This is a genomic window from Bordetella ansorpii (assembly GCF_900078315.1).
GTDB classification, from domain to species: domain Bacteria; phylum Pseudomonadota; class Gammaproteobacteria; order Burkholderiales; family Burkholderiaceae_B; genus Bordetella; species Bordetella ansorpii.
This window is the reverse complement of sequence record NZ_FKBS01000014.1, coordinates 1,159,516-1,182,309: the sequence shown is the minus strand read 5'-3', so window position 1 is coordinate 1,182,309 and position 22,794 is coordinate 1,159,516. Positions and strand designations below refer to the sequence as shown.

The window sequence follows — 22,794 nt, the reverse complement described above, 5'->3', positions numbered from 1 at the left end:
TTCAAGACACCACGACTTCGCGGAACATGCCGGCATCCATGTGGAACATCAGGTGGCAGTGCCACGCCCAGCGGCCGAGCGCGTCGGCTGTCACCAGGAAGCTGATGCGTTGTGCCGGCTGCACCGGCAGGGTGTGGCGGCGCGCAAGGAAGCGACCGTCGGGGCTTTCCAGCTCGCTCCACATGCCGTGCAGGTGCATGGGATGGGTCATCATGGTGTCGTTGTGCAGAATGACCCGCAGCCGCTCGCCGTGTTTGAAGTGCACCGGCGTGGACTTTCCGAACTCCAGCCCGTCCAGGGACCATGCGTAGCGTTCCATGTTGCCCGTGAGGTGCAGTTCGACCTCCCGGCCGGGGCCTCTCTTGTCCAGCGGCCCCGACGGGGTATGCAGATCCGCGAGGGTCAACACGCGCCGACCGTTGTTGCGCAGTCCGATGCCGGGGTCATCGAGGTTGGTGCGCGCCATGTCAACGCGCATGTCCGTGCTGGCACCATACTCGGTGCGAGCGTGGCGAGCAGTAGTGCTGGGCACGGCCAGTCCCCCCGCCGCCGCGGCGTGTTGGCTGTGATCCATCGCCATGCCACCGTGGTTCATGGCGCCGTGATTCATGCCTGCCATCGCCCCATGATCCATCCCGGACATCGAACCCGAGCCCATCCCGGTCATCCCGGTCATGCCCGTCATGCCCGTCATCCCGGTCATCTCCATGGCCTGGCCGGACCCGCCATGGTCCATGCCCCCCATCATGCCGCCCATCATGTCGTTCATGGTCAGCCATTCGACCGGATCGAGGGCAGGCACGGGAGCTTGAAGACCTTCACGCACGGCCAGCGTGGCACGCGCGTAGCCTGTCCGGTCCATCGCCTGGGCGAAGATCGTGTAAGCGTCATCCCGTGGCTGGACGATCACGTCGACGGTTTCGCCAGGACCGAATCGGAACTCATCGACGGTCACCGGCTCCACGTCAACACCATCGACGTGCACCACCGTGAGTTTCAGTCCTGGAATGCGTACGTCGTAGAAGGTGTTGCCCGCACCGTTGACCATGCGCAGCCGCACGCGCTCACCCGGTCGGAACAGCGCCGTCCAATTGCCGGCGGGGGTGACGCCGTTGGCCAGATAGGTCAGCGTGGCGGCAGACAGATCTGCGAGATCCGTCGGATTCATCCGCATCTCGTTCCACATCTTGCGCTTGTCGATCGCAGCGGCCGTGCCTTCGCGCGAGGCGTCCCGGAAGAAGTCGAAGACGGTAGGTTGGTTGTAGTTGTAATAGTCGCTTTGGGACTTGAGCTTGGTGAACACCCGCATCGGGTCTTCGTCGGTCCAATCCGAGAACAGCAGCACGTGGTCACGGTCGGCGTGGATGGTCTCGGCGCCAGCGGGGTCGATGATGATCGCCCCGTACATGCCCGTGAGTTCCTGGAAGCCGGAGTGCGAGTGGTACCAGTAGGAGCCGCTCTGCTGAACCTTGAAGCGGTACGTGAAGGTCTCGCCGGGAGCGATGCCATTGAAGCTGATGCCCGGCACGCCATCCATCTGATACGGCAGGATGATCCCGTGCCAGTGAATGGATGTGGCTTCACGCAGCTTGTTGGTTACACGGATTGTGACGGTGTCACCCTCGCGCCAACGCAATGTCGGTGCCGGCAGCGAGCCGTTGATGGTCGTAGCCACGCCTGGCTTGCCCGTGAAGTTCACGGGCGATTCGGCGATCACCAAGTCGAACTCGGTGCCCTTCAGCACAGGGGCGGCACCGCGCGTCGCGGAGCCTTGCTGGGCAAATGCCTTGAACGCCGGCGTGGACAGCCCAGCGAGAACGCCGCCGGCGGCTAACCCTTGGACGAAACGCCGACGAGAAAGGCCCTGTGTGGGCACGATAAAAAAGGGTGAACGAGGCGGCATGGCCTGAAATCCTCCATAGATGACTCGGAAGTCGTTCTAAACGCCACCCCATCCTGAGCGGCACAGTTCGACGCAATGCAGGTCATGCTATGGGTTGGGCACTTTCCATCGAATGACCCCTGAATTACATTCATGTAATGTTCGTGTCATGTTCGTGGAAGCTGGCAACCAGTAAATTGCTGATTGAAAGTGGATGAATGCGTACATCGTGAGCGGCTATTTTTCCGCGCCGTAGCGATTTCATGGGACATGCGATGAAACTGCTGGTCGTTGAAGACGAGAACAAGACGGCGGATTACGTCCGCCAAGGTCTCATGGAGGCGGGATTCGTCGTGGATCTGGCGCGCAACGGATTGGACGGACACCACCTGGCCATGGGCGAGACATACGATCTGGTGGTCTTGGATGTCATGCTGCCGGATGTCGATGGCTGGCGCATCGTGCGTGCCCTTCGAGATGCCGGTAAACAGGTCCCTGTGCTCTTTCTGACGGCGCGTGGCGGTGTAGACGACCGTGTCAAGGGATTGGAACTGGGAGCGGACGACTACCTCGTCAAGCCATTCGCGTTCTCTGAGTTGCTGGCGCGGGTGCGGACGCTGCTGCGACGCGGAAGCGCTCCGAGCCAGCCTGATCGCATCCAGGTTGCCGATTTGGTGCTGGACTTGGCGCGCCGGCGCGCAACGCGCGCTGGCCAACGCATCAATCTCACCAGCAAGGAGTTCGCGTTGCTTGAGCTCCTGGCCCGTCGCCAGGGGGAGGTCCTTCCACGGTCTCTGATCGCGTCGCAGGTATGGGACATGAATTTCGACAGCGACAGCAACGTCATCGATGTAGCCATCCGCCGTCTACGCGCGAAGATAGACGATGCGTTCAATCCGAAGCTCATCCACACCGTGCGTGGAATGGGATACACGCTCGATGCGCCCGATGATGCCCCTGCGCCATAAGCCGCGGCAAAGCCGTCCAGCGTCGCTTGCATTGAGGGTCACGGCCCTCGTTGGTATCGCCACGACCTTGGTGTTTCTTGTGTTCAATTGGGTCATTCTCCGGTCGTTGGAGCACCACTTTGCTCAACAGGATGCCCACGAACTGGAGGCAGTGACAACCGCTTTGGCTCAGCCCTTGCACCAGCTTGCAAGTGACATCGCAAGCGACGAACTGAAGCAACACTTGGCCAACGCAGTCGCAGGACATCATGGGATGACGTACGGCGTCTACGATGGGGCTGGCAATAGCATCTATGCCACGCCCGGTCCTGACCTGTCTAAACTTGCCAGTAGCAAAAAGTTGGTCAACCGCATCACCGCTGACGATTTGATCGTGTGGCAGGAGGATCAGAGGTCATATCGAGGTGTGGTGCTGCAACTGCCTGCTGACGATTCAGCGGCGCCCGGCTACCGCATCGTCGCTGCCATGGACATCGGCTTTCATCTCGACTTCCTGGCGGAGTTCAAGCGCATGCTCTGGTGGGCAACCGGCTTGGTCATGTGCCTGGCGCTCGGTGTGGCTTGGCTGGCGGTGCAGTGGGGCCACCTGCCGATTCGCAAGGTCAATGAAGAGATTCGGGCGATTCGCTCTTCAAAGCTGGATGTGAGGCTGGATCCTCGGGATGTGCCGATCGAACTGGCGGAACTGGTATTCGCCTTCAACGATATGTTGGCGAGAATCGAGGAAGGCTTCACCCGGCTATCACACTTTTCCGCAGACATCGCGCACGAGTTGCGCACGCCCGTCACCAACCTGGTCACGCAGACTCACGTGGCGCTTGGCCAGCCGCGCAGCAACGAGGAATACAGAGAAATCCTCTATTCAAATTTGGAAGAGTTTGATCGGATGGGACGCATGATTGGTGACATGCTGTTTCTTGCCCAAACGGAAAATGATCCCCGCAACTTGCGTCTGTCTACCATTGATCTGTCCGAATTGGTGCGGAGTCTGTTCGACTATTTCGAGGCGCTGGCAGAAGATAGCGGCATTACGCTTGGTGTTAAAGGGGCGATCGGCAGCATAGCGGCGGATCGGGAAATGCTCACCCGGGCGCTGAACAATCTTCTCTCGAATGCAATTCGACACACGCCTCGCGGCAAGAGCATCACGGTCTTGCTTTCGCAGGACGAGCAGTGGACAACGATCAGTGTGGTCAATCCCGGTGAGAGAATTCCTGAGCGCGATCTACCAAAGCTCTTCAACCGCTTCTACCGAGTTGATCCGGCACGGCAACGAAATACGGCGGGCGCCGGTCTTGGCCTTGCCATCGTGAAATCGATTGCGGAGGCACATGGTGGCTCCGTTGCCGTGACCTCCAGTGAGCTTGTCACCAGGTTTGACTTGGTATTGCCCCATCTGCGGCAGTAGTCCGAGGGCGCTGCGGTCCGTCCAGCCAACTGGCGTATCTCTTTGCCTGATTCTGGGATCTACCCGGCCGGCCACGTTGCTACGCGAGCGGGACATTTTTTCTCCGTGACTGCCACGTGCCCAGTCCTAGCGGCAGGCGCCGACATCATGCGCTTGTGTATCCCATCGCTACGTCCACACCGCGCGCGGGGGCCTTTGCTCGGTCGTGATCCGGTCACCGATCGTCGATAGCCTCAGCGGTCAGTGCCGAACGTCTGCCTGCTCGGCGCCTCGATCGCGCGCAGACCTGGCTGTGTGCGCTGAGCCCCTGAGGTGAGTTGGAAGTTGGTCTGCTGGTTCGTTGCGCGGGTATATGTACCCGTAGCTGGGTACAGAGAGTCTTATTGATCAAGATCAAGGTACTGCTATCAGGCGCCGGCTGCATATGAACGCAGCCAACCGCCAAAACTACCTATGCAGGTGTCCACTAAAACTTGACCACTGCACCCCGCCCGAAGGCTTCTCCGACTCGCCCGCTGACGCGGGCCAGGTCAACCCCACAACGACAGGCGAGAACGCCCCGCCATGCCTTGCAGCGCCGGTCTTGAGGCGTGGCGTGGAAGCTCCATAGCGATGCCGGGCGGGTTGTCCCTGAACCGCGTTGAGGACGGCACGCACCTGCACAACCTGCCGCAGCAAGCGCCAGCGTGTTCGCCAGCGTCCCGTCCATCGCGGCGGGGCGCTGGCCGGGCCGATCCGGCGCAGCCGGTTCGGCGGCATCGAGGGGCGCCAAGCATCGCGCGGCGGGGATAGCCCGCAGGGCTTTCCCCTGGAGGCAAGCGAAGCGCGCAGCGCCGCAGGCGCGAAGGCGTGAGCAACTGTCTTGAAAGTCAAGCCTCGCAAGCGCGCAGGCTCCATTCAATTGAAGCGTTTTGCCAATGATTCAATAAATGTTGTATTATCGAATCATGAACGAGACCCAAGCCATTTCCGCCCTCGGCGCCCTGGCCCATACCCAGCGGCTGCGCGTGTTCCGCGCCCTGGTGGTCGCCGGCCCCGAAGGGCTGACACCCAGCGTCCTCGCCGACCAGCTCGACGTGGCCCGCAACTCCCTGTCCTTCCACCTGAAAGAACTGGCCCATGCCGGCCTGGTCACCATCGAGCAGCAGGGCCGCAACCTGATCTACCGCGCCGACTTCACCCAGATGAATGGGCTGCTCGGCTATCTGACCGAGCACTGCTGCCAGGGCGGCGCGTGCGAGGTCACCGAATCCTCCTCTGCCTGTACTTCCTGCTGAAAGGATCACCCCCATGAAGCGCTTTCACGTCCACCTGCACGTCGATGACCTGAACCGCAGCATCGGCTTCTATTCCCAACTGTTCGCCGCGCAGCCCGCGCGCGTCGAAGGCGACTACGCCAAATGGATGCTCGAAGACCCGCCGGTCAACTTCGCCATCTCCACACGTGGCAACAAGCCGGGCATCGACCACCTGGGTATCCAGACCGACGATGCCGAGGAATTGGCGGTGCTGAAGGCCCGCGCCGAGGCGGCCGACATGACGCTGCTGGACGAGGGCACCACGACCTGCTGCTACGCGCGCAGCGAGAAGCACTGGATCACCGATCCGCAGGGCGTGGCCTGGGAGCACTTCCACACGCTGGGCAACATTCCGGTCTTTAACGAAGCGGCGCCTGCAGCGACTTCCGCCGCAGCGTGCTGTACCCCGGTGCGCGGCAAGCCGGTGGGCGTTGCGGTGAAGCCGGCTTCCTCCTGCTGCTGATGTGAGATACCCATGACCACCGACAAGACCTACAACGCCCTGTTCATCTGCACGGGTAACTCGGCCCGCTCCATCCTGGCCGAAGGCATCCTCAATGAATTGGGCCAGGGGCGCTTTCGCGCCTACTCGGCGGGCAGCCACCCCAAGGGCGAAGTCCACCCACTGGCGCTCGCCACGCTGGAGCGGCTGCACATGCCGACCGCCGGCTACCGCAGCAAGAACTGGGACGAGTTCGCGGCGCCCGGTGCGCCGGAGCTGGATTTCATCTTCACGGTCTGCGACAACGCCGCCGGCGAGGTCTGCCCCGTGTGGCCGGGGCGCCCGATGTCGGCGCATTGGGGTGTGCCTGATCCTGCAGCCGTTGAAGGCACCGACGAGCAGAAGCGCAAGGCGTTCACGGATGCGGCGCTGACGCTGCGCCGACGCATCGAATTGTTCCTGTCGCTGCCGATTCAGCGCCTGGATGCCATGTCGCTGCAGCACGAGCTGCGCAGCATTGGTACGAAGTGAGGTTGGCGCGATGAGTGTTGGAACCCAAACGGCCGGCCGCGTGCCGGCCGCCCCCACCATGAGCGTCTTCGAGCGCTACCTGAGCGTGTGGGTGCTGCTGTGCATCGTCGCCGGTATCGCGCTCGGCCAGTTCGCGCCGGGCGTGTTCCAGGCCATCGGCCGCACGGAAGTGGCTCAGGTCAACCTGCCCGTGGGCCTGCTGATCTGGGTGATGATCATTCCCATGCTGCTCAAGGTGGACTTCGGCGCTCTCGGCCAGGTCAAGCAGCACTGGCGCGGCATCGGCGTGACGCTGTTCATCAACTGGGCCGTCAAACCATTCTCGATGGCGTTGCTGGCGTGGATCTTCATCCGCCAGGTCTTCGCGCAGTGGCTCCCCGCCGACCAGCTCGACAGCTATGTCGCGGGCCTGATCTTGCTGGCCGCCGCACCTTGCACAGCCATGGTGTTCGTCTGGAGCCGGCTGACCGGGGGCGATCCTGTGTTCACGCTGTCGCAGGTCGCGCTGAACGACACCATCATGGTGTTCGCCTTCGCGCCCATCGTCGGCCTGCTGCTGGGCCTATCGTCCATCACGGTGCCGTGGGCCACGCTGCTGGTATCGGTCGGCCTGTACATCGTGATTCCCGTCATCCTGGCCCAGTTCTGGCGCCGCGCCCTGCTGAGCAAGGGCCAAGCCGCCTTCGACCGGGCGCTGGAGCGCATCGGGCCGCTGTCCATCGCGGCGCTGCTGCTCACGCTGGTGCTGCTGTTCGCCTTCCAGGGCGAGGCCATCATCCGCCAGCCACTGGTCATCGCCATGCTGGCCGTTCCGATCCTGATCCAGGTGTTCTTCAACTCCGGCCTGGCCTACTGGCTCAACCGCAAGGCGGGCGAGCAGCACAGCATCGCTTGTCCTTCGGCGCTGATCGGCGCCAGCAACTTCTTCGAGCTTGCCGTAGCCGCCGCCATCAGCCTGTTCGGCTTCCAGTCCGGCGCCGCGCTGGCCACCGTGGTCGGCGTGCTGATCGAGGTGCCAGTCATGCTACTGGTCGTTCGGATCGTCAACCAAAGCAAGGGCTGGTATGAGTGCGGCCCGAACCCTGCCCGCGGATAACCAAGACACGACTCATGAGCAACATCACCATTTACCACAACCCCACCTGCGGCACGTCGCGCAACGTGCTGGCTCTGATCCGCAACAGCGGCGAAGAGCCGAACGTTATCGAATACCTGAAGACACCGCCTGACCGCGAAACGCTGCAACGCCTGATCACGGACATGGGCGCGCCAATGCGCGCCGTGCTGCGTGAGAAGGGTACGCCCTATGCGGAATTGGGCCTCGATGACCCGAAGTGGGGTGACGAGCAGTTGATTGGCTTCATGCTCCAGCACCCCATCCTCATCAACCGGCCCATCGTGGTGACCCCGCTGGGCACGCGCCTGTGCCGGCCCTCAGAGGCCGTGCTGGACATCCTGCCGCAGCCGCAGCGCGGCGCGTTCCGCAAGGAAGACGGCGAAGCCGTGGTGGATGCGGAGGGTCGCAGGGTCTGAGACCTCCCGCACAAGCGGCAGGCAATCTGAAGTGAGGCTGGTATTATCGAATTTCGTTATCGATATTCGATATGAAAGAGAAACCTACTCCACGTGCCATGGAGCACCACGACCTGCTGTCGGGGCTGATCCGCCTGCATGTGCTGCACCACGCAGCCGAGCAGGAGATCTACGGGCAATGGATGATCGACGAGCTGGCCCACCACGGCTACCGCCTCTCCCCCGGAACGCTGTACCCGATGCTGCACAAGATGGAGCGCGACGGCTACCTCGTCTCCCGCCAGGAGCGTGAAGGGCGCACCGTGCGCAAGCTCTACACGATCACGCCCAAGGGCAAGGAAGGCTTGGCGCTGGCCAAGGACCGCATCCGGGAGTTCACCGGGGAGGCGATGCACAAATGACAGATTCCACCAACACCTTGCAGCATGAGGCCGCTGCCGCGCGCGGCTCACCCGTCGAAGTCTTCGGCGCCTTCCTCAAGCTGGGGCTGACCTCCTTCGGCGGGCCGATCGCGCATCTGGGCTATTTCCGCTCGGAGTTCGTCGAGCGTCGCCGCTGGCTGGATGACCGCAGCTACTCCGATCTGGTCGCCCTGTGCCAGTTCCTGCCGGGGCCGGCCAGCAGCCAGGTCGGTATGGCGCTGGGGTTGGGCCGCGCGGGCTGGCTGGGGCTGCTGGCGGCCTGGGCCGGATTCACCTTGCCATCGGCGATTGCGCTGATCCTGTTCGCCTTTGGCATCGCCGAGTACCAGGGGCTGGCCCAGTCCGGCTGGGTGCACGGGCTCAAGGTCGTCGCCGTGGCCATCGTGGCGCAAGCGGTCTGGGGGATGGCCAAGTCGTTGTGCCCGGACCGGCCGCGCGCCGCGCTGGCCATTCTGGCGGCGCTGCTGACCATGGTCCTGCCCTCGGCCGCGGGACAGCTTGCCGCCATCGCGGTGGCAGGGCTGCTGGGCTGGTGGACATTGAAGATCGCGCAACCCGGCGGCGGCCACGCCCACAGCTACCCCGTCTCGCGCAAGCTGGGCATCGTGGCGCTGCTGCTGTTTGCCGCACCGCTCGTCGGGCTGCCCCTGTGGGCGGCAGCCACGGACTCGTCCACGATAGCCCTGCTGGAAGGGGTGTACCGCTCCGGTGCACTGGTCTTCGGCGGTGGACACGTTGTGCTGCCGCTGCTGCAGGCCTCGGTGGTGCCCAGCGGCGTCGTGAGCAATGCCGACTTCCTGGCCGGCTACGGTGCGGCGCAGGCCGTGCCGGGGCCGCTGTTCACTTTCTCGGCCTACCTCGGCGCGGTCGCCCACGGACCGCTGCATGGCTGGATCGGCGGGCTGGCACTCCTGGGCACGATCTTCCTCCCCGCTTTTTTCATGCTGGTCGGTGCACTGCCGTTCTGGGAAGGGCTGCGCCACCGCGCGGGCATCCAGACGGCCATGGCCGGCATCAACGCCGGCGTGGTCGGTATTCTGGTGTCCGCCCTCTATGACCCGGTATGGACGAGTGCCATCCACAGCAAGGCGGATTTTGGGCTGGCGCTGCTCTCGTTCGGACTGCTGACGGTGGGGCGCGTGCCGCCGGCGCTCGTGGTGCTGTTAGCCGGGCTGGTGGGCTGGGTCATGGCGATGGGCGTCTGAATCTCATGTGGCACACCCTGACCATCCAGCTCCGACACGAAACCGCCGACGACATTGCCGCCATCGAAGCGGTCACGACCGCCGCCTTCGCTGATGCACCACACACCAGCCACACCGAGCAATTCATCGTGCGCGCCTTGCGTGCCGCCAACGAACTGACGCTTTCCATCGTGGCCGAAGAACATGGGCGCGTCGTCGGTCACGTCGCGCTGTCGCCAGTAACGATCACCCATGAGCACAGGCGAAAGACCGAGGGCTGGTATGGGTTGGGGCCGATCTCCGTCCTGCCGCCAAGGCAGGGGCGAGGCATCGGTTCGCGCCTGATGGAACAGGCGCTGTCTGAACTGCGGGCTATGCAGGCCGCAGGCTGCGTGCTGCTGGGAGATCCAACGTACTACACGCGCTTTGGCTTCCAGGCCCATGCGGGCTTGCAACTGCCGGGCGTGCCGCCCGGCTATTTCATGGCGCTGGCCCTGCATGGGACAGTGCCGGAAGGCATCGCGCACTACAGCGATGCCTTCAACGCCGCCGCCTGAGCCAGCGCGAAGGCGGCGGCGTTTTAATTCGGCTATTGGCCTTGAACACCGGGCGCGGCCACTGTCGCACCCGGATTTCGCGTCCACCGCGCCCAGGGCGGAACGGCCTGGGCGCGGTGCTGATCGCGGTTATTCCTTCGTCTCGATGCGCCACCACACAAAGCGAAGCGCCCCGGTCGAGGCCGGGGCGCTTGCCTTCGGCGCGGGTCAAGCGGCCAGTGCCTCGGCGGGTTCATCCGCCATTGCCTCGGTATCCTCCGGGGCGTCCTGCTCCGGGCCTTCTTCCTGCGCGGCCTCCTGCGGGCCTTCGGCCTTGAAGATGGCGGGCATCCAGCCGGTGCCATCGGCCAGCCGCTCGGCCTCGCTGGCAATGTCGGCCTTCTTGAGCTTCGCCAGCCGGGTGACGAATTCCGGTGCAAACGCGCCCACGGCATCCAGAATCACGGCCTTGGAAACGTGCTTGAAGTAGCCTTCTGCGGTCGGCTTCCACCATGCGGCCATGTCGAGGCCCACGGCCTGCGCCAGTTCTGCGCCGGGCTGGTGCGGCGTGGCACGGGGCGTCACCACGTCCACCGTGGAAGCCACGCACACGGCCAGCAGCCGCACCAGTTCGTCTTGCGACTTCGCCAGCAGCGCGGCGAACAGTTCGGCGCTGTCCTCCGGCAAGGCTTCCCCGGCTACCTGTTGCAGTTCGCGCAGCGCCACAGCGGCGGGCGACTCCGGCCAGTCCGGGGCCATGCCTTCCAGCCGGTCTTGCACTTTCAGGCTCACGCCCAGCGGCAGGTCGTGGCCGTGGTAGCTGTCCTGCAAAACCTTCTGCACCATGCCATGCACCAGCGCGGCCAGCGCGACGTGCGGATGCCGGGCCACTTCGATTTGCAGCGCCGCCGTGCGGTGGGCGCTCAACCGCTGCGCCAGCTGGTCGGACAGGCTCGCGGCCTTGGGCGGGTCGTCGGCGTCCTCGTGCTCCTCGTTGGCGGCTTCGCCTTCGGTGCTGCCGAAGCCGCGCCGCAGCTTTTCCAGCGTGCGCAGCGCCTTGGCCTCGGCTTCGCGCAGCAGGCCGCGATGAATAACAGCCTCGCCGTTGCGGTCGATGGTGACGATGGCACCGGCCACCTCGCGCACTTCGGGGGCGTAGCCTTGCAAGGCATTCTCCGCGTCTTGCAGTTCTCCGACCACCTGATCGCGCCGCTGTTCCAGCTTCTCGGCCTTGGCCTCGTCCTCGGCGTCGCAGGCTTCTTCCAGTTCGGCGTCGATCTTTTCGAGGCGGGTTTCCAGCGAGGCGATGCGGCGGGCCTCGCGGGTGGTCGGCTCGCGGCGGTGGCGCGGGGCGTTCTGGAACGCCTGCCGTTCCTCGTAGGCCAGATGCGGCACGGCCTCCACCCATGCCCAGCCCTCGGCGCGCACGTCCTCGGCCAGCGTTGCCAGCTTGTCGCGCACGAGCGTTTCCAGCACTGCGGTATCGGTGAGGTAGGTTCCGGCATCGCCTTCCGCGAACAGGTCGCGGCGGATGCCGCCGCCTGCCTGCCGGTAGGCGTCCAGCCCGACGAAGCGCACCAGCGCGTGCGCGGCGTCGATTTCGCGCTCGGTCAGGCGCTCGCGCAGCTTGGACGGGCTGCGCTGCCATTCCGGCGCACCATAGAACGTGACTTCCTGCGCGGCGTGGTCGTCGGCGAAGGGACACAGCAAGACCGCCCCCTCACGCCACCCACGCACGCCGGTTTTCGGCAAGCGGAGCGCGCAGGCACGGATCAGCGAGCCGGGCCGGAGGCGCCAGCGATGGAAGCCCGACAGGGGCGAGACTCGCGCAGCGAGGCTCAATGCGCAGCACGACAGCGCGACGGCGGCGCGCCGGGACGCCCGACTGCTTGGGACAGGACTACTCGTTGTCGGTCTTGCGCGGCTCGATGTGCAACTGTCCTTGACGTGCAGCCGGGCGTAGTTGCGAAGGTACAGCGTGTCGTACTGCTTATCGGGCGATGTCAGGTGCACCACCATCAGGAAGGCGGGGGACTGCTTTTGGACGGTGATGCCCTGGCGCACCACATCGCGGGCAGCCGGGCCTGAGCCTGGGCGACGCGGTTTTGTACCCGCACCGTCGCGTCATCGGCGTTGATGCCAGAACGGAAGGTGACCGTGGTCACCAGCACGCCGTCGGAGCCGGCGACAGACTTGATGTACATCATGCCTTCGACGCCGTTGATCTGCTCCTCCAGGGGTGTCGCCACGGTCTCGGCAATCACCTTGGGGTTGGCGCCCGGATACACGGCGCGCACCACGACCTTGGGATATTCGCTGATCGGCAGCGCCGGGATCGCGAGCAGGCCCGAGACGAAGATGACGATCGACAGCACAGCCGCGAAGATCGGCCTGTCCATGAAGAACTTGGAGAGGTCCATGGGCTAATACCTTGAAAGGAGTCCAGGGGGAAGCGCGCCGCGCCGCTCGTTGTGTGATACGTCCGATCGGTGGCGCGCTCCGGCGTGGTGCTTCATTTGGTGGCGGACGCGGGCGCCGCAGCAGCCACCATGGGCACCGCCGTGGCCTGCACAGGCATGCCCGGCAAGAACACCTTCTGCGCGCCGTTGACGATCACGCGGTCGCCCGCCGCCAGCCCCCCTCGCACGATGCGCAGCCAATGGGAACTGCCACCCAGTTTCACATCACGTCGCTGCGCCAGTCCATCCTTGTCTACGATGTAGACGTAGTTACGGTCGTGGTCGGTCAGCACCGCCTTGTCGTCGATCAACACGGCCGAGAATTCGCCGCTGCCGACCAGTCGCACGCGGGTATAGAGGCCCGGCGTGAAAACGCGATCCTTGTTGTCCAGCACCGCGCGCACGGCGATCGTGCCGCTGCCCCGGTCCACCTGGTTGTCGAGGAAGTCCACCGTGCCGGTGTGAGAGAAGTCCGCCTTGTCCGCCAGGGCGATCTGGACCGGCAGCTGGCCGCCTCGCTCGCTGGGGCGCTCTCCCTTGCGCGCCATGCGCGAGTAGCGCAGGAACGCCTTCTCATCGGCCTCAAAGTAGGTATAGACCCTGTCCTGGAACACGATGGTGGTTAGCACACTGGCTGCATCGCTGGCGGCCACCAGGTTGCCTGCGGTAAAGCGGGCACGGCTGGCGCGCCCGTTGATGGGCGAGCGCACTTGGGTCCTCTCCAGGTTCAACTGCGCCGTCTCCACCGCAGCCTGCGCGGCCTGCACCTCAGCCTGCGCGGACTCGTCAGCGGCGCGGCGCTGCTCCCAGGCCTCGGTGGAGACAGCCTGCTGCTCGACCAGCACCTTGGCACGTTGCGCCTCGCTTCTGCTGCGGCCGGCTTCGCTGCGCGCCCGGGTCAATTGCGCCTGGGCCCGGGCCAGTTCCGCGCGGTAGCTTCGGGCATCGATCATGAAGAGCACATCGCCCTTCTTGACCTCGTCTCCTTCGCGATAGGCGACCCGCTCGACGTAGCCAGACACCCGTGGGCGCAGCTCGACGCTCTCGATGGCTTCGATGCGTCCGTTGTATTCGTCCCATTACGTGATGGGCTTGATCTCGACCTGCGCGACGCTGACTTGCGGCGGCGGTGGATGGCCTCCGGCGCCAGCTCCGGCGTTCTCTTTACAACCTGCGAGCGCCATCGCGCTGAGGGAGATCAGTATCCAAAGCAGGCGCACGCCGCGAGGGTCGGAGCTGGAAGTCGTCATCTGAACAGGTTCCGTGGTCAGGTCGTAAAGCGAATGAAGCGAGCGCGATCGCGCTGCACGCTGTCCCCTGACGCTGCTTTCTTGGCAGCGCAAGACCATGAGCGACAGATGCGGCAGAGATCGAATCCCGTTGGTTGTCGGCTTCTCGTCTCGTCGCAGAACGCGCGCGCAAACCGACCTCGGCGGCATTACAAAGCCTCAAAACTTGAGGTCAAGCGATATCGACGTTCTGATTCGCGCCGTTGCGGATTGGTCCGCCGCGTCGCATTTTTGGACGGCTCTTGAGCCGCCGGTTACGCGAGAAGTGACAAGTAAGGATTGTTCGGTGGTGGCTCTGCGAACAGGAGCCGAACATCGTGCAATAGATAGCCATACAGGCGGCGGGACTTCCTGGGGCCTGTGACATCGCACGTCCAGATGTTCAGGCCCCTGGGCTTTTTGCGATGCAGTTGCAGGCGCTCGAAGCGCTTTTGTACCCATTGCCAATCCTGCTGGTTCTCCTGCTTGGCGAGAGTCCCGACCTGGGGGTGTTCTTGTGCGTAGCGTTGGAATACCCCGGGGCTGACCAGGTAGGCCGTGTCGCCCACCGTATGCACGAGCGCCTTCGCGTCGTTGATGACCAGCCGGCGGGTAGCGATACCTTGTTTCAGCCACGCCATGAAGTGCTCGCCCGATGGCTGCGCCGACGAGGACGTGGGCACCGGCGCTGATGACGGCACGGGCACCATCGAGGTTGGCGGTGGCGTTTGAGGGCCAGCGGCGGGTGCGTCGCCCGAGACGGCTTCCGCATCCTGTTGGGGAACAAGCAAATCGCCGATTCCTACCATCGCCAGCAGGTCCTCCATGACATCGGGTGCGGCTTGTGCGGCAGGCAAGTGAACCGGAGTCGCGGCGTCGACGCCCTCCCATGGAAGGGACTCTTGATCGTCGGTGGCTGGCTTTGCCGTCATTGCCGGCGAGGGCACCAAGGCATCGGCATTGTTGGGTGCCGGTGTCCCGTCGATTGCCACTGCCCCTGCGAAGGGCGCTGGCCGCTCTCCAGACTCCCAAATCAGCGCGGGAGCGAGACGCAGCAGGGTGAATGAGTGGGACCAGCCAGTCGTGCTGGTCACGGTCGCGCGCCAGACCGCCTTGCCGTCCGGCGTCGGTTGCAACATGCCGTGATCCTGCAGCACGTTGAAGACGGCGGTGTTGCTCGCGGGGATGCCGTCGACGCCTAGTGACAGCAGGTGCGCACGCAGCTTGTCCGAGACCGTCTTGCTTACCAGCCACAAGGCATCCTCGGTGATCCAGCCATCGGAGGCTTCCGGCTGGTTCAGCTTCAACTGTTCCTTGAGCAGGTAGCGCAGCCCGTCGAGCAACTTGCGCTGCAGCGCATGCTTGTGTGCAGCCATGGCGCGGGCCGGATCGCCGCCCAGTTCCTGGGCCACCGAAGCCCGGTCGGCCTGCACGACAAGTTCGCCCAGCACGCCGGCGCGCTCGTACTGGCCGGCCAGGACGTAGAGCAGCGGTCCCCACAGGTCGGGATAGCCACTGAGCCAGTCCAGGGCATCACGGTCGAGCAGTTGACGGTAGAGTAAACCTGTCGCGGCGCTGTGGAGCCGATATTCCCGATCGTCGCGGTAGCGGAAGCGGTATGGCTGGTGCAGCGGGCCGTGCCAGGGGTGCCACAGCGAGCCGTCGGACAGTTCGACGTGCAGATCGACGGCGATCTTGCCGATGTCGTGCAGCAGCGCGGCATAAGCGACTGCGGCAGTCCAGGCTTCAGACTGCGCCGCCTGGTCTTCGGGACTGCCGCCAATGGGCAGCAGATGGGACTGCCGCAGCTTGAGCGCATAGGCGACGATCTCCAACCCGTGATCCAGCATGCCGCCGGGGTAAGCGTGGTGATGGCTTTCCGATGCGGGGAATTGTTGGACCAACTCGGCGTAGTGCTCCAGCGGCGTGCGGTATAGGGTGGCGAACTGCCGCCGCGACAGCGACGTGCGCTGCCAGATGTGTTCCAGCAGCTTCTGCCGGCGCGGTGTTGCCAGCAGCGATGCGGCCGATTCGGGCCGCAGCAACCCTTTCGGGAGGTCGGTGGCGGGCGCTGGCGACGGGGCAGCGACCGGGGGCCGTTTTCGCTGGAACAGGGAGAGCATGCGGGTGTCCTCTGGGGGGCCGGCCGGGAGGCCTTTTCGCCTTTTCGAGGTAGGGCCTTTCCCCTTGCACCCCATTCCCTTGCCGTTTCGGCCCTTTGGCCTTTAACCGTTTCGGTATAGCCGGGCCTGGGTTGCGTCTCCAGCGTCAATGTGGAACCCGCACGAATGGATTGGACGGAGACCTGGCGCTGGCCCCTGCCTATGCTGCGGGGACGCTACCCCCGGCAGGTAGGCTCTCGCTCAGGCGACCAAGTTGACAAATGCGACAAGGGCGACTAGAGTGAATCCTGTCTCAAACCTGCTTGGGAGATGACCATGCCCACCGCCATTGAATTCATTGCCGATCGTCTGCCGCGCGTCACCGTGGAGGACGTGCGCCGTTTCGCGGATACCGTTGAAATCCGGGATGCGCCGGCTTTCGCGGCCGAGTTGCAGGCGTTCATTCACGAGCGCGTGGAGGCGGTAAAACTGCCAGCCAACCTCGAAGGCGAAACGGTGGAGCAGGCCCTGGCGCGCAAGGCGGCCGCGCTGCGCACCGAAACGCGCTGGACCCCGACTGAAACCGACGTCCAGCGAGGCCGCGCCGTGTTGCTGGAATCCTTCAACCAGCCGCACAACCTGCCGATCCCCGAGTACGCCAAGCTGGCGGACAAGTCGCGCCAGCAGATCTACAAGGACATCCTCGCGCGCCGGCTGCTGGCGCTGAATGTGGGGCCGCGCGGCCAGAAGCTGCCCGACTGGCAGCTCGACCCGGTGAAGCAGCAGTTGACCCAAACCGTGCTTCAAGAGGTCGAGGGCATCGACCACTGGACGATCTACCGCGCACTATCCGAACCGCTCGAAGGCTTGGGCGGACGCTCGCCGGTGGATGCGGTGACGCATGGCACAATCGATGACGTGGCCGAAGCGGTGTTCAACGTGCTGGGCGTCCAGGTGCATTGAGGCAAGACCGCCATGAGCCGCGAACTGCCCTTGTTCTTGATCGATGCGGGTGAACTGCTCCAGCATGTGAGCCGCGTCGTCTATCGGGGCAGCCCGCTGTACTATGGCCGCAGCGGCACCAATCGCTACGACGACCCGGCGCGGACCTACGGCGTGCTCTACCTGGGCCGCGACCTGTCCACGGCGCTGATGGAGTCGGTGTTTCACAAGCACCAGTGGCTGGCGGACGAGAAGCGCTCGATTGCGCTGAAGGAAGTCGAGAGCCGGCTCGTGCGGGCCGTGGGGGTCCTGGACGACGTGCGCTTGGCCGATCTCACGGCCGAGGGTGTCATGGCGGGTTACTTCGGCCTGAACCTGGAACAGTTGGCCAGCCGCGACTACACGCACACGCAGCAGGTGTCCGCCCAGGTGCATGCGATGCTCGGCGATGATGGCCAGCCGCTGTTCGACGGGGTGCTCTATCCGTCGCGCAACAACTATCCCGCCAAGAGCATCGCCCTGTTCGAGCGTGCGGCAGCAAGAGTCGGCGTTGTCGATGACATCGACCTGGTGGACCATGTGGACTGGCCGCGCTTCGTTGCCACGTATCGCGTCGGCGTGGAGCCTGATCCCGGGCCGGTGGAACCGGATGACGAAGCGTCCTGAAGCGGCAAGAGAGCACATTGAAGCCCCAAACAGAATGAAATGGACCAAACTGGAATAGGCATCCCTCTGTAGCAGGAGACGACCATGAACACCACGACCCGCATCAGCACCGCAGAACGCCTCGGCCGCACCTTTGGCCGCGGATGGCGCGCCTACGCGCGCGGCGAACGTCGGGCGTCGAACTGGTTGGTGTCCAAGGGGGTGCCGGCGGCCGTTGCCACCGCGCTCGTGTGGGTGGTCAAGCTGTCTGTGGTGGGATTGCTGCTCTACGTTGCTTTTTGGTTCGCACTCGTGTTGTTGGGCGTCGTGGCGGCGGCGTGGGCTGCTGCTGCCAATACCTCTGACGAGGACGAGTGGCCTTTCACCGATCTCACAGAACTGCGCAAGACACCGGGCTACGATCCCAATCTGTACAACGATACGTCGCACGAGTTGTACACCGACGACTGACGGACTCCGGGCTACTTCAGCTTGCCTCCCGTGAGTGCCCCAGCCCCCTTGCCCCCGGCTTGGCCGGCGCTCTTGCTGCCGTCCGACAACCCCTGAATGGCATGTCCCGCCCGAATTCCAACCCAGGTCAGGCTTGCCAGCCAGAATCCTGGCAGCACCAGGAACATCGTGCCCGCGACGAACATCAAGAGCATGTCGCCGAACGCATTGTTCAGCCCCACCAGCGGGTCGAAGTTCGTGTGTGGCCGGTTCCAGCCAAAGCCCCAGCCATAGAGCGCATCGAGGATAGTGCTGTCGATCCAGCGAGCGAGCTGGAACCAGAAATCCACGAAGAACAGCGCGAATTGCACGACGCTGACCGTGACGACCGTCTTCAGGTCATAGGTGCCCACGACCAGCACGAGCGGGATGCAGATGACCAGCGCCATCTTGAGCAAGGCGAGGACCATGGGTAGAGACTGTCTCACGACGTCCATGGCGGGAAACGCGGCAATCGCGCCGACGGCCATCCCAACGTCTCCCGTGGCCCGTGTCACGATGTTCGGCAAGGTCTTGTCGATCTGGCCTCCGTAGTCCGTATAGACGCTGCCCTGGTTCAACTTCTGCTGCCGCGGTGACGCGATGGCTCGGATCACCGAGTCGTCCACCTCGGCCCGGCTCAGGAACCCGGCCCAGCCCGCCAGGCGACTCAACAGGCTCGGGTCCACCTGACCCAGCAGGCGTGCCCGCAGGCCGTTACTTCCATCGCTCCACCACTGGCGGCAGGTCGGGTAGCCGCCACCGCTGGCCACCTGCGCAAGCCCTGCGTCGCGGGTGCTGTCATAGGGCCAGTCCTCGCGTGGGGTGCTGGAACGGTATGTGTCGTAGTAGCCGTTCGTGTCGGTGAAGAACCGCGATCCGATCCAGGTCACGTCGTGCATCTGCTGCTCATCGAGCTGAGGGCGCTGCATGAACAATTTGGCCCGTGCAGGCCCATAGCAATCCCGCGAGAAATCCGCTACTTCCTGAGCCAGCACCGGGTCATCGATGCGCGTAGCGTCGATCTCCATGCGCATCTGCCGCAGGTCCGTGCCGCACGGGATCGCTGCCACCGAAGCGCCCGTGACGGCGCGCGAGAGCGCGTGCATGAACGCCCACCACACCGGCACCTTCGCCGACTGGTTGTTGATGGTGCTGAAGGACTGCGACCAGCCGGTATCCCCGGGCTGCGCCACGCTGACCTGGCACTGGGCCGAGCGCGAGCTGTCGTACTGGATGGTGTTCAGGTCCACGTCGATGAACGGAATGCCGGCGAACATCACCACCACGATGGCGACGAAGACCCGGTTCTCGATGCGGGCGGCGCTCAGCACGCCTTTGTTGCCCTCGTCGGCGCCTTCCGCACGGGCCTTCAACCACTCCTGCACGATGATGGCGACGAAAGGCAGCGCGAATACCCCGCTGGATACGAGGACCGCCCAGATGCCGTTGTTGACGATCCAGGACACGAGGGTTAGGTAGTACTCCAGGTAGTCGGTCGTGAAAAGCGTCATGGCCTCGATCCCCTCAAGCGGCCTGCATCAACAGGCTGGCTTCCAGCGCCACGATGGCAACAATGCCGGCGACCTCAGCGCGAATCAGCCGGCGTCGGGCCAGCGTGCTGTCCTCGCGCGCCAGCAGCCGCCGCCGCATCCAGACCCAGCCGCAGGCCGTCGCCCCGTACAGGAACAACCGCCACACGAAGAAGTAGCCCGATGCGGCCGCGAGCCACCGCTCCCAGCCGGCCACGCTGCCAACGAGATAGATGCCGGCGATGTTGGCGCCCACCGCAGCGGCGACGATCACGGCCGCCCACAGCAGTGCTTTCGCCGCACGCCGGCTGATGAGCCAGCGCAAGGGGCGCCAGGCCATGCGCTCCGCGCTCATGGCCGGCCTCCCGGATTGCCCTTCTGCAACTGGTCGAGGCGGTCGGGCACCGGATCGCCCTCATAGATGCCGCGCGAGCCTGCCGCGCGCGTGCCATGGCGCTGGATGATGGCCATCGGCGAGTTGTTCGCCAGCTCGCGCCGCAGTTCAAGTTCGGTCTTGAGGTTGCGGATCTCCCGGTCGAGCGTGTCGCTCTCGTGGTTCACGGCCTCGACTGCCAACTCGTTGGCTGCCACGTTGGGCTCTTTCTTGCCGGTGAGCAGCGTGCGCTGGAGCAGCAGTGCCTTCTCCAGCACCGACGAAAGCGCCACCTCGGACGCGAGGCGCCGCGCCAGCAGGTCCTGGTCCGGCTCGTCGCGCAGCGCCTCGATGACGCCGCGCGTGATCGGCAGCGACGTGCTGCCGGCCTCGCGCAAGTTCTCGAAGGTGGTGTTGCGCACGCCGGAAACCAGTTCCTGCAAGACTTCCAGCTTGGCTTCGTACTCCTCCTGGATCAGCGGCGTCAGCCCGACGCCGGGCACCGTCTCGGTCTTGGTGCAGGAATCGCACGTGCGCTGCACCTGTTCCCCGAGGACCCGGGTGGCCCATTCGGTCGCCTGCTGCGGCGACGTCCAGGTCTGGCAGGACAGGCTCGCGCAACTGGTGGACGCGATGGAGGATGTGTCCGTCACGCCGCGCCCGTTGACCAGGTTGTAGCCCGCGCGGGTGACGTCGCCGACCACGCGGATGGCGGACTGGCCTGCGCCACCGGCATTGCTGCCGCCCACCCAGGGAAGGCCGTCGTTGCCGCGGCGCGTCTCGGCCTGCTCGACGGCCGACACGGCATCGTTGCTGCCAACCGCGTCACGCAAGGCCATGCCTTCGGCCATCTGGCTCCAGCCAAGCTGGCCACCCGCAGTCTCGGCCATCTTCTCCGCCATGGCGCGGCACGTCAGCTTGGAGCGGTCGAAGTCCAGCCGCGCCTGCAGCACGCCGTTGGTCAGCAGGTTGTACAGGCCCGGATCGGCGCGCTGAATGATCAGCGCCGGCAGCGATGCAACCGCGCTGGTCGCGCTCTGGATCACGTTGCTCATGATCTGCTGAAAGCCGTTCGTGATGCCGTTGAGCTGATTGCGCAGCGTGGTCTGGATGCTCATGTCGCCGCAGATCAGGTTGCTGTTCCACCCCACGCCGACCCCGATGGAGCGCATGCCGGCCGCGCGGCCCATGGACACCGCACTGCCACCGCCGATCGAGTACATGACGTCATCGCCGAGGACGGGGCCGCTGTTCTGGTATCCGACCTGCGCCCACGCCAGGCCGCAGACCAGAGCGAGCGGGCCGGCCAGCGCCTTCGGGCGCAGCAGGCGGCACGCCTTGGCGGAAAGGTTCATCGATTCAGGACGCTTCATCGTGGCACCTCAGAGGAAATCGACGCTGCCCAGGAACACCTGCCCGCGGCGTTCGCAGCACGCATAGGGACGCCACAGCGCCCAGGCGTAGTCGCCTTGTTGGGCCTGGGTCAGCGTGCCGCTGTGCGGGAACACCACGCAGGTGTTGGACAGGCGCGGCGTCAGCTCCTGCCACTTGCCCGTAGAGGCATCACCCTCCATCAGCGCGCCGGCCGGCCAGTAGCCGTCGCGGGCGTTGGCAAGCAGCGGCTGGTACACGTGGATCTGCCCGCGGCGCGTGACGACATCACCGGCGCGCTGGGCCACGACGGCCCCGGATTTGTAGTCATCGGTCTGATGCAGGAAGCCGCCGCGCGGATAGACATTGCCCCAGAGGTTCATCGTGGTGCGCGCACCGACCTCGCGCATGCCCGGAATCAACGCCTCCGGGTAGGCCATTTCAGGCACGTTGTAGCGCCAAGCCAGCGTGTCCAGGGTGCTGAGTAGATACGGCATGAAGGCCGTGCCCGCGCCTTGGCAGAAATAGCCCGACGACGATGCGAACTGGTTGAATACCTCGCCGCCAGGATGGCCGATGACATCGCTGTTCTTGAATTTGGCGAGGTTGTTTTCGTGGTCTTCGTTCGTGGTCCCATCCCCACCTGCCTGTGCGGATGGGTTGGGCGTGCTCATCGCCTGCACCTCGACCCAGGGGTTCTCTCCGGTGTTGCTGTAGCTGGAGACGACCGCATCGGGCACGTAGTGCCGGACCTTGGTGGATGTGCGCACCGTGCAGCCCGTCCAGGTGCAGTAGAGCCAGTAGCAGATGCCCACCACCCGGTACTCCAGGCAGTCCGGCGACATGACGGAGGACACGATGGTGGCGGTGTTCAAGGCGTAGCTGCCCGTGGCGCTGATCAGCAGCAGCGAGGCCACGGCGACGCGCAGGCGGCGCAGCAGGTCGAATGGGCGATGGGTCACGGCTGCGTCCTCCGGTGTTGCTCGATGCGCGCGACGGCCCGGGCCACGTCCGGCTCGCCATAGACCACAAAGCGTTGATCCACCACGACGGCCGGGATGGTCGTGACACCCAAACTCCATGCGTCGGTGACGCCCTGGTAGGCGGTGCCGATGCGGCGCTGAAGATCGGTGCCGCCTTGCTTCAGGCGTTGCCGGACGATGGCTGCTGCCCGCTCAGGGTCGGCTGGAAGATTCGCGGAAAGCTCGGCCTCGATCCGGGGCGTTTCGCCCAACTCGATCAGTCGCTCGCCGCCCATGGTCTTGACCGGGTGGCGGCTGTCGGTGACGACCACCACGTCGGCGGCGAAGGTGGCCGGGCTGAACACCGCCAGAGACGTCGGCAGCGCCACGGCCAGGCCAAGGGTTCGCCAGCCTGGTGCGAACCGGGTAAAAGCTGCTGGCATGTCA

20 protein-coding genes and 3 pseudogenes are annotated in these 22,794 nt (G+C 64.8%); 13 read left to right on the top strand and 10 right to left on the bottom strand.

Annotation, left to right across the window (positions count from 1 at the left end; all coding sequences use genetic code 11):
• Nucleotide 1 precedes the first annotated feature (1 nt).
• On the bottom strand, nucleotides 2–1,903 hold the full coding sequence (locus A7W11_RS13080; protein WP_003097515.1) for a copper resistance system multicopper oxidase: 1,902 nt from the start codon (nucleotides 1,901–1,903) through the stop codon (nucleotides 2–4).
• A gap of 254 nt (nucleotides 1,904–2,157) precedes the next feature.
• On the opposite strand from A7W11_RS13080, the gene A7W11_RS13075 reads away from it, so the two are divergent.
• From A7W11_RS13075 to A7W11_RS13030, 10 genes are all read left to right on the top strand, one after another.
• Nucleotides 2,158–2,850 carry a heavy metal response regulator transcription factor gene (locus tag A7W11_RS13075; RefSeq protein ID WP_003097513.1) on the top strand — a complete coding sequence of 231 codons (693 nt, stop codon included), beginning with the start codon at nucleotides 2,158–2,160 and terminating at the stop codon, nucleotides 2,848–2,850.
• Nucleotides 2,834–4,258, top strand: a complete 1,425-nt coding sequence (locus tag A7W11_RS13070; protein ID WP_003121551.1) for a Cu(+)/Ag(+) sensor histidine kinase — start codon at nucleotides 2,834–2,836, stop codon at nucleotides 4,256–4,258. Before A7W11_RS13075 ends, A7W11_RS13070 begins: the two co-directional genes overlap by 17 nt.
• 929 nt (nucleotides 4,259–5,187) lie before the next feature.
• On the top strand, nucleotides 5,188–5,535 hold the full coding sequence (locus A7W11_RS13065; protein WP_003107245.1) for an ArsR/SmtB family transcription factor: 348 nt from the start codon (nucleotides 5,188–5,190) through the stop codon (nucleotides 5,533–5,535).
• 13 nt (nucleotides 5,536–5,548) lie between these two features.
• Entirely contained in the window at nucleotides 5,549–6,019 is a 471-nt protein-coding gene (locus A7W11_RS13060; RefSeq protein WP_003107243.1) for an ArsI/CadI family heavy metal resistance metalloenzyme, read from the top strand.
• A gap of 12 nt (nucleotides 6,020–6,031) precedes the next feature.
• A complete protein-coding gene (locus tag A7W11_RS13055) occupies nucleotides 6,032–6,529 on the top strand; it encodes an arsenate reductase ArsC (RefSeq protein ID WP_003107241.1) in 498 nt (165 codons plus the stop codon).
• 10 nt (nucleotides 6,530–6,539) lie between these two features.
• On the top strand, nucleotides 6,540–7,625 hold the full coding sequence (arsB, locus tag A7W11_RS13050; protein WP_003109696.1) for an ACR3 family arsenite efflux transporter: 1,086 nt from the start codon (nucleotides 6,540–6,542) through the stop codon (nucleotides 7,623–7,625).
• A gap of 14 nt (nucleotides 7,626–7,639) precedes the next feature.
• The gene (gene arsC / locus A7W11_RS13045) at nucleotides 7,640–8,062 is read left to right on the top strand and encodes an arsenate reductase (glutaredoxin) (RefSeq protein WP_003107236.1); all 423 of its coding nucleotides are present in this window, start codon (nucleotides 7,640–7,642) and stop codon (nucleotides 8,060–8,062) included.
• Nucleotides 8,063–8,133: 71 nt separating this feature from the next.
• Nucleotides 8,134–8,463, top strand: a complete 330-nt coding sequence (locus A7W11_RS13040; protein WP_015014846.1) for a PadR family transcriptional regulator — start codon at nucleotides 8,134–8,136, stop codon at nucleotides 8,461–8,463.
• Nucleotides 8,460–9,689 carry a chromate efflux transporter gene (chrA, locus tag A7W11_RS13035; RefSeq protein ID WP_003107233.1) on the top strand — a complete coding sequence of 410 codons (1,230 nt, stop codon included), beginning with the start codon at nucleotides 8,460–8,462 and terminating at the stop codon, nucleotides 9,687–9,689. The genes A7W11_RS13040 and chrA overlap by 4 nt, the downstream gene beginning before the upstream one ends.
• Nucleotides 9,690–9,706: 17 nt before the next feature.
• Nucleotides 9,707–10,225, top strand: a complete 519-nt coding sequence (locus A7W11_RS13030) for a GNAT family N-acetyltransferase (RefSeq protein ID WP_023980163.1) — start codon at nucleotides 9,707–9,709, stop codon at nucleotides 10,223–10,225.
• Between the two features lie 207 nt (nucleotides 10,226–10,432).
• Here A7W11_RS13030 and A7W11_RS13025 read toward each other — a convergent pair.
• The 4 genes and pseudogenes from A7W11_RS13025 to mobH all read right to left on the bottom strand — a co-directional run.
• A pseudogene (locus A7W11_RS13025) lies at nucleotides 10,433–11,899 on the bottom strand (chromosome partitioning protein ParB); the annotation flags it as partial.
• A gap of 243 nt (nucleotides 11,900–12,142) precedes the next feature.
• Nucleotides 12,143–12,624: pseudogene (locus A7W11_RS13020) on the bottom strand (efflux RND transporter permease subunit); the annotation flags it as partial.
• 92 nt (nucleotides 12,625–12,716) lie between these two features.
• Nucleotides 12,717–13,913: pseudogene (locus A7W11_RS13015) on the bottom strand (efflux RND transporter periplasmic adaptor subunit).
• A 293-nt stretch (nucleotides 13,914–14,206) separates the two neighbouring features.
• The gene (mobH, locus tag A7W11_RS13010; RefSeq protein ID WP_003109768.1) at nucleotides 14,207–16,054 is read right to left on the bottom strand and encodes a MobH family relaxase; all 1,848 of its coding nucleotides are present in this window, start codon (nucleotides 16,052–16,054) and stop codon (nucleotides 14,207–14,209) included.
• Nucleotides 16,055–16,369: 315 nt separating this feature from the next.
• On the opposite strand from mobH, the gene A7W11_RS13005 reads away from it, so the two are divergent.
• The 3 genes from A7W11_RS13005 to A7W11_RS12995 all read left to right on the top strand — a co-directional run bounded on the left by A7W11_RS13005 (nucleotide 16,370) and on the right by A7W11_RS12995 (nucleotide 18,091).
• A complete protein-coding gene (locus tag A7W11_RS13005; RefSeq protein ID WP_003109769.1) occupies nucleotides 16,370–16,996 on the top strand; it encodes a hypothetical protein in 627 nt (208 codons plus the stop codon).
• Between the two features lie 12 nt (nucleotides 16,997–17,008).
• Entirely contained in the window at nucleotides 17,009–17,641 is a 633-nt protein-coding gene (locus A7W11_RS13000; RefSeq protein ID WP_003090219.1) for an RES family NAD+ phosphorylase, read from the top strand.
• An 84-nt stretch (nucleotides 17,642–17,725) separates the two neighbouring features.
• Complete coding sequence (locus tag A7W11_RS12995; RefSeq protein ID WP_003090216.1) at nucleotides 17,726–18,091, top strand: DUF3742 family protein; 366 nt, start codon at nucleotides 17,726–17,728, stop codon at nucleotides 18,089–18,091.
• A gap of 11 nt (nucleotides 18,092–18,102) precedes the next feature.
• On the opposite strand, the gene A7W11_RS12990 is transcribed toward A7W11_RS12995, so the two are convergent.
• From A7W11_RS12990 to A7W11_RS12970, 5 genes are all read right to left on the bottom strand, one after another.
• A complete protein-coding gene (locus A7W11_RS12990; protein WP_003090214.1) occupies nucleotides 18,103–19,623 on the bottom strand; it encodes a conjugal transfer protein TraG N-terminal domain-containing protein in 1,521 nt (506 codons plus the stop codon).
• 13 nt (nucleotides 19,624–19,636) lie between these two features.
• Entirely contained in the window at nucleotides 19,637–19,996 is a 360-nt protein-coding gene (locus A7W11_RS12985) for a hypothetical protein (protein WP_003090212.1), read from the bottom strand.
• Nucleotides 19,993–21,387, bottom strand: a complete 1,395-nt coding sequence (locus tag A7W11_RS12980) for an integrating conjugative element protein (protein ID WP_003109770.1) — start codon at nucleotides 21,385–21,387, stop codon at nucleotides 19,993–19,995. The genes A7W11_RS12985 and A7W11_RS12980 overlap by 4 nt, the downstream gene beginning before the upstream one ends.
• 9 nt (nucleotides 21,388–21,396) lie before the next feature.
• A complete protein-coding gene (locus A7W11_RS12975) occupies nucleotides 21,397–22,260 on the bottom strand; it encodes a TIGR03756 family integrating conjugative element protein (protein WP_425265766.1) in 864 nt (287 codons plus the stop codon).
• A gap of 83 nt (nucleotides 22,261–22,343) precedes the next feature.
• The gene (locus A7W11_RS12970) at nucleotides 22,344–22,790 is read right to left on the bottom strand and encodes a TIGR03757 family integrating conjugative element protein (RefSeq protein ID WP_003109772.1); all 447 of its coding nucleotides are present in this window, start codon (nucleotides 22,788–22,790) and stop codon (nucleotides 22,344–22,346) included.
• Nucleotides 22,791–22,794: the final 4 nt, after the last annotated feature.

What these genes read in the sequence shown, in the direction of transcription:
- A7W11_RS13080 (WP_003097515.1), bottom strand. Translation starts at nt 1,903, where the DNA reads ATGCCGCCTCGTTCACCCTTTTTTATCGTGCCCACACAGGGCCTTTCT.
- A7W11_RS13075 (WP_003097513.1), top strand. Translation starts at nt 2,158, where the DNA reads ATGAAACTGCTGGTCGTTGAAGACGAGAACAAGACGGCGGATTACGTC.
- A7W11_RS13070 (WP_003121551.1), top strand. Translation starts at nt 2,834, where the DNA reads ATGCCCCTGCGCCATAAGCCGCGGCAAAGCCGTCCAGCGTCGCTTGCA.
- A7W11_RS13065 (WP_003107245.1), top strand. Translation starts at nt 5,188, where the DNA reads ATGTTGTATTATCGAATCATGAACGAGACCCAAGCCATTTCCGCCCTC.
- A7W11_RS13060 (WP_003107243.1), top strand. Translation starts at nt 5,549, where the DNA reads ATGAAGCGCTTTCACGTCCACCTGCACGTCGATGACCTGAACCGCAGC.
- A7W11_RS13055 (WP_003107241.1), top strand. Translation starts at nt 6,032, where the DNA reads ATGACCACCGACAAGACCTACAACGCCCTGTTCATCTGCACGGGTAAC.
- arsB (WP_003109696.1), top strand. Translation starts at nt 6,540, where the DNA reads ATGAGTGTTGGAACCCAAACGGCCGGCCGCGTGCCGGCCGCCCCCACC.
- arsC (WP_003107236.1), top strand. Translation starts at nt 7,640, where the DNA reads ATGAGCAACATCACCATTTACCACAACCCCACCTGCGGCACGTCGCGC.
- A7W11_RS13040 (WP_015014846.1), top strand. Translation starts at nt 8,134, where the DNA reads ATGAAAGAGAAACCTACTCCACGTGCCATGGAGCACCACGACCTGCTG.
- chrA (WP_003107233.1), top strand. Translation starts at nt 8,460, where the DNA reads ATGACAGATTCCACCAACACCTTGCAGCATGAGGCCGCTGCCGCGCGC.
- mobH (WP_003109768.1), bottom strand. Translation starts at nt 16,054, where the DNA reads ATGCTCTCCCTGTTCCAGCGAAAACGGCCCCCGGTCGCTGCCCCGTCG.
- A7W11_RS13005 (WP_003109769.1), top strand. Translation starts at nt 16,370, where the DNA reads ATGCCCACCGCCATTGAATTCATTGCCGATCGTCTGCCGCGCGTCACC.
- A7W11_RS13000 (WP_003090219.1), top strand. Translation starts at nt 17,009, where the DNA reads ATGAGCCGCGAACTGCCCTTGTTCTTGATCGATGCGGGTGAACTGCTC.
- A7W11_RS12995 (WP_003090216.1), top strand. Translation starts at nt 17,726, where the DNA reads ATGAACACCACGACCCGCATCAGCACCGCAGAACGCCTCGGCCGCACC.
- A7W11_RS12990 (WP_003090214.1), bottom strand. Translation starts at nt 19,623, where the DNA reads ATGACGCTTTTCACGACCGACTACCTGGAGTACTACCTAACCCTCGTG.
- A7W11_RS12985 (WP_003090212.1), bottom strand. Translation starts at nt 19,996, where the DNA reads ATGAGCGCGGAGCGCATGGCCTGGCGCCCCTTGCGCTGGCTCATCAGC.
- A7W11_RS12980 (WP_003109770.1), bottom strand. Translation starts at nt 21,387, where the DNA reads ATGAAGCGTCCTGAATCGATGAACCTTTCCGCCAAGGCGTGCCGCCTG.
- A7W11_RS12970 (WP_003109772.1), bottom strand. Translation starts at nt 22,790, where the DNA reads ATGCCAGCAGCTTTTACCCGGTTCGCACCAGGCTGGCGAACCCTTGGC.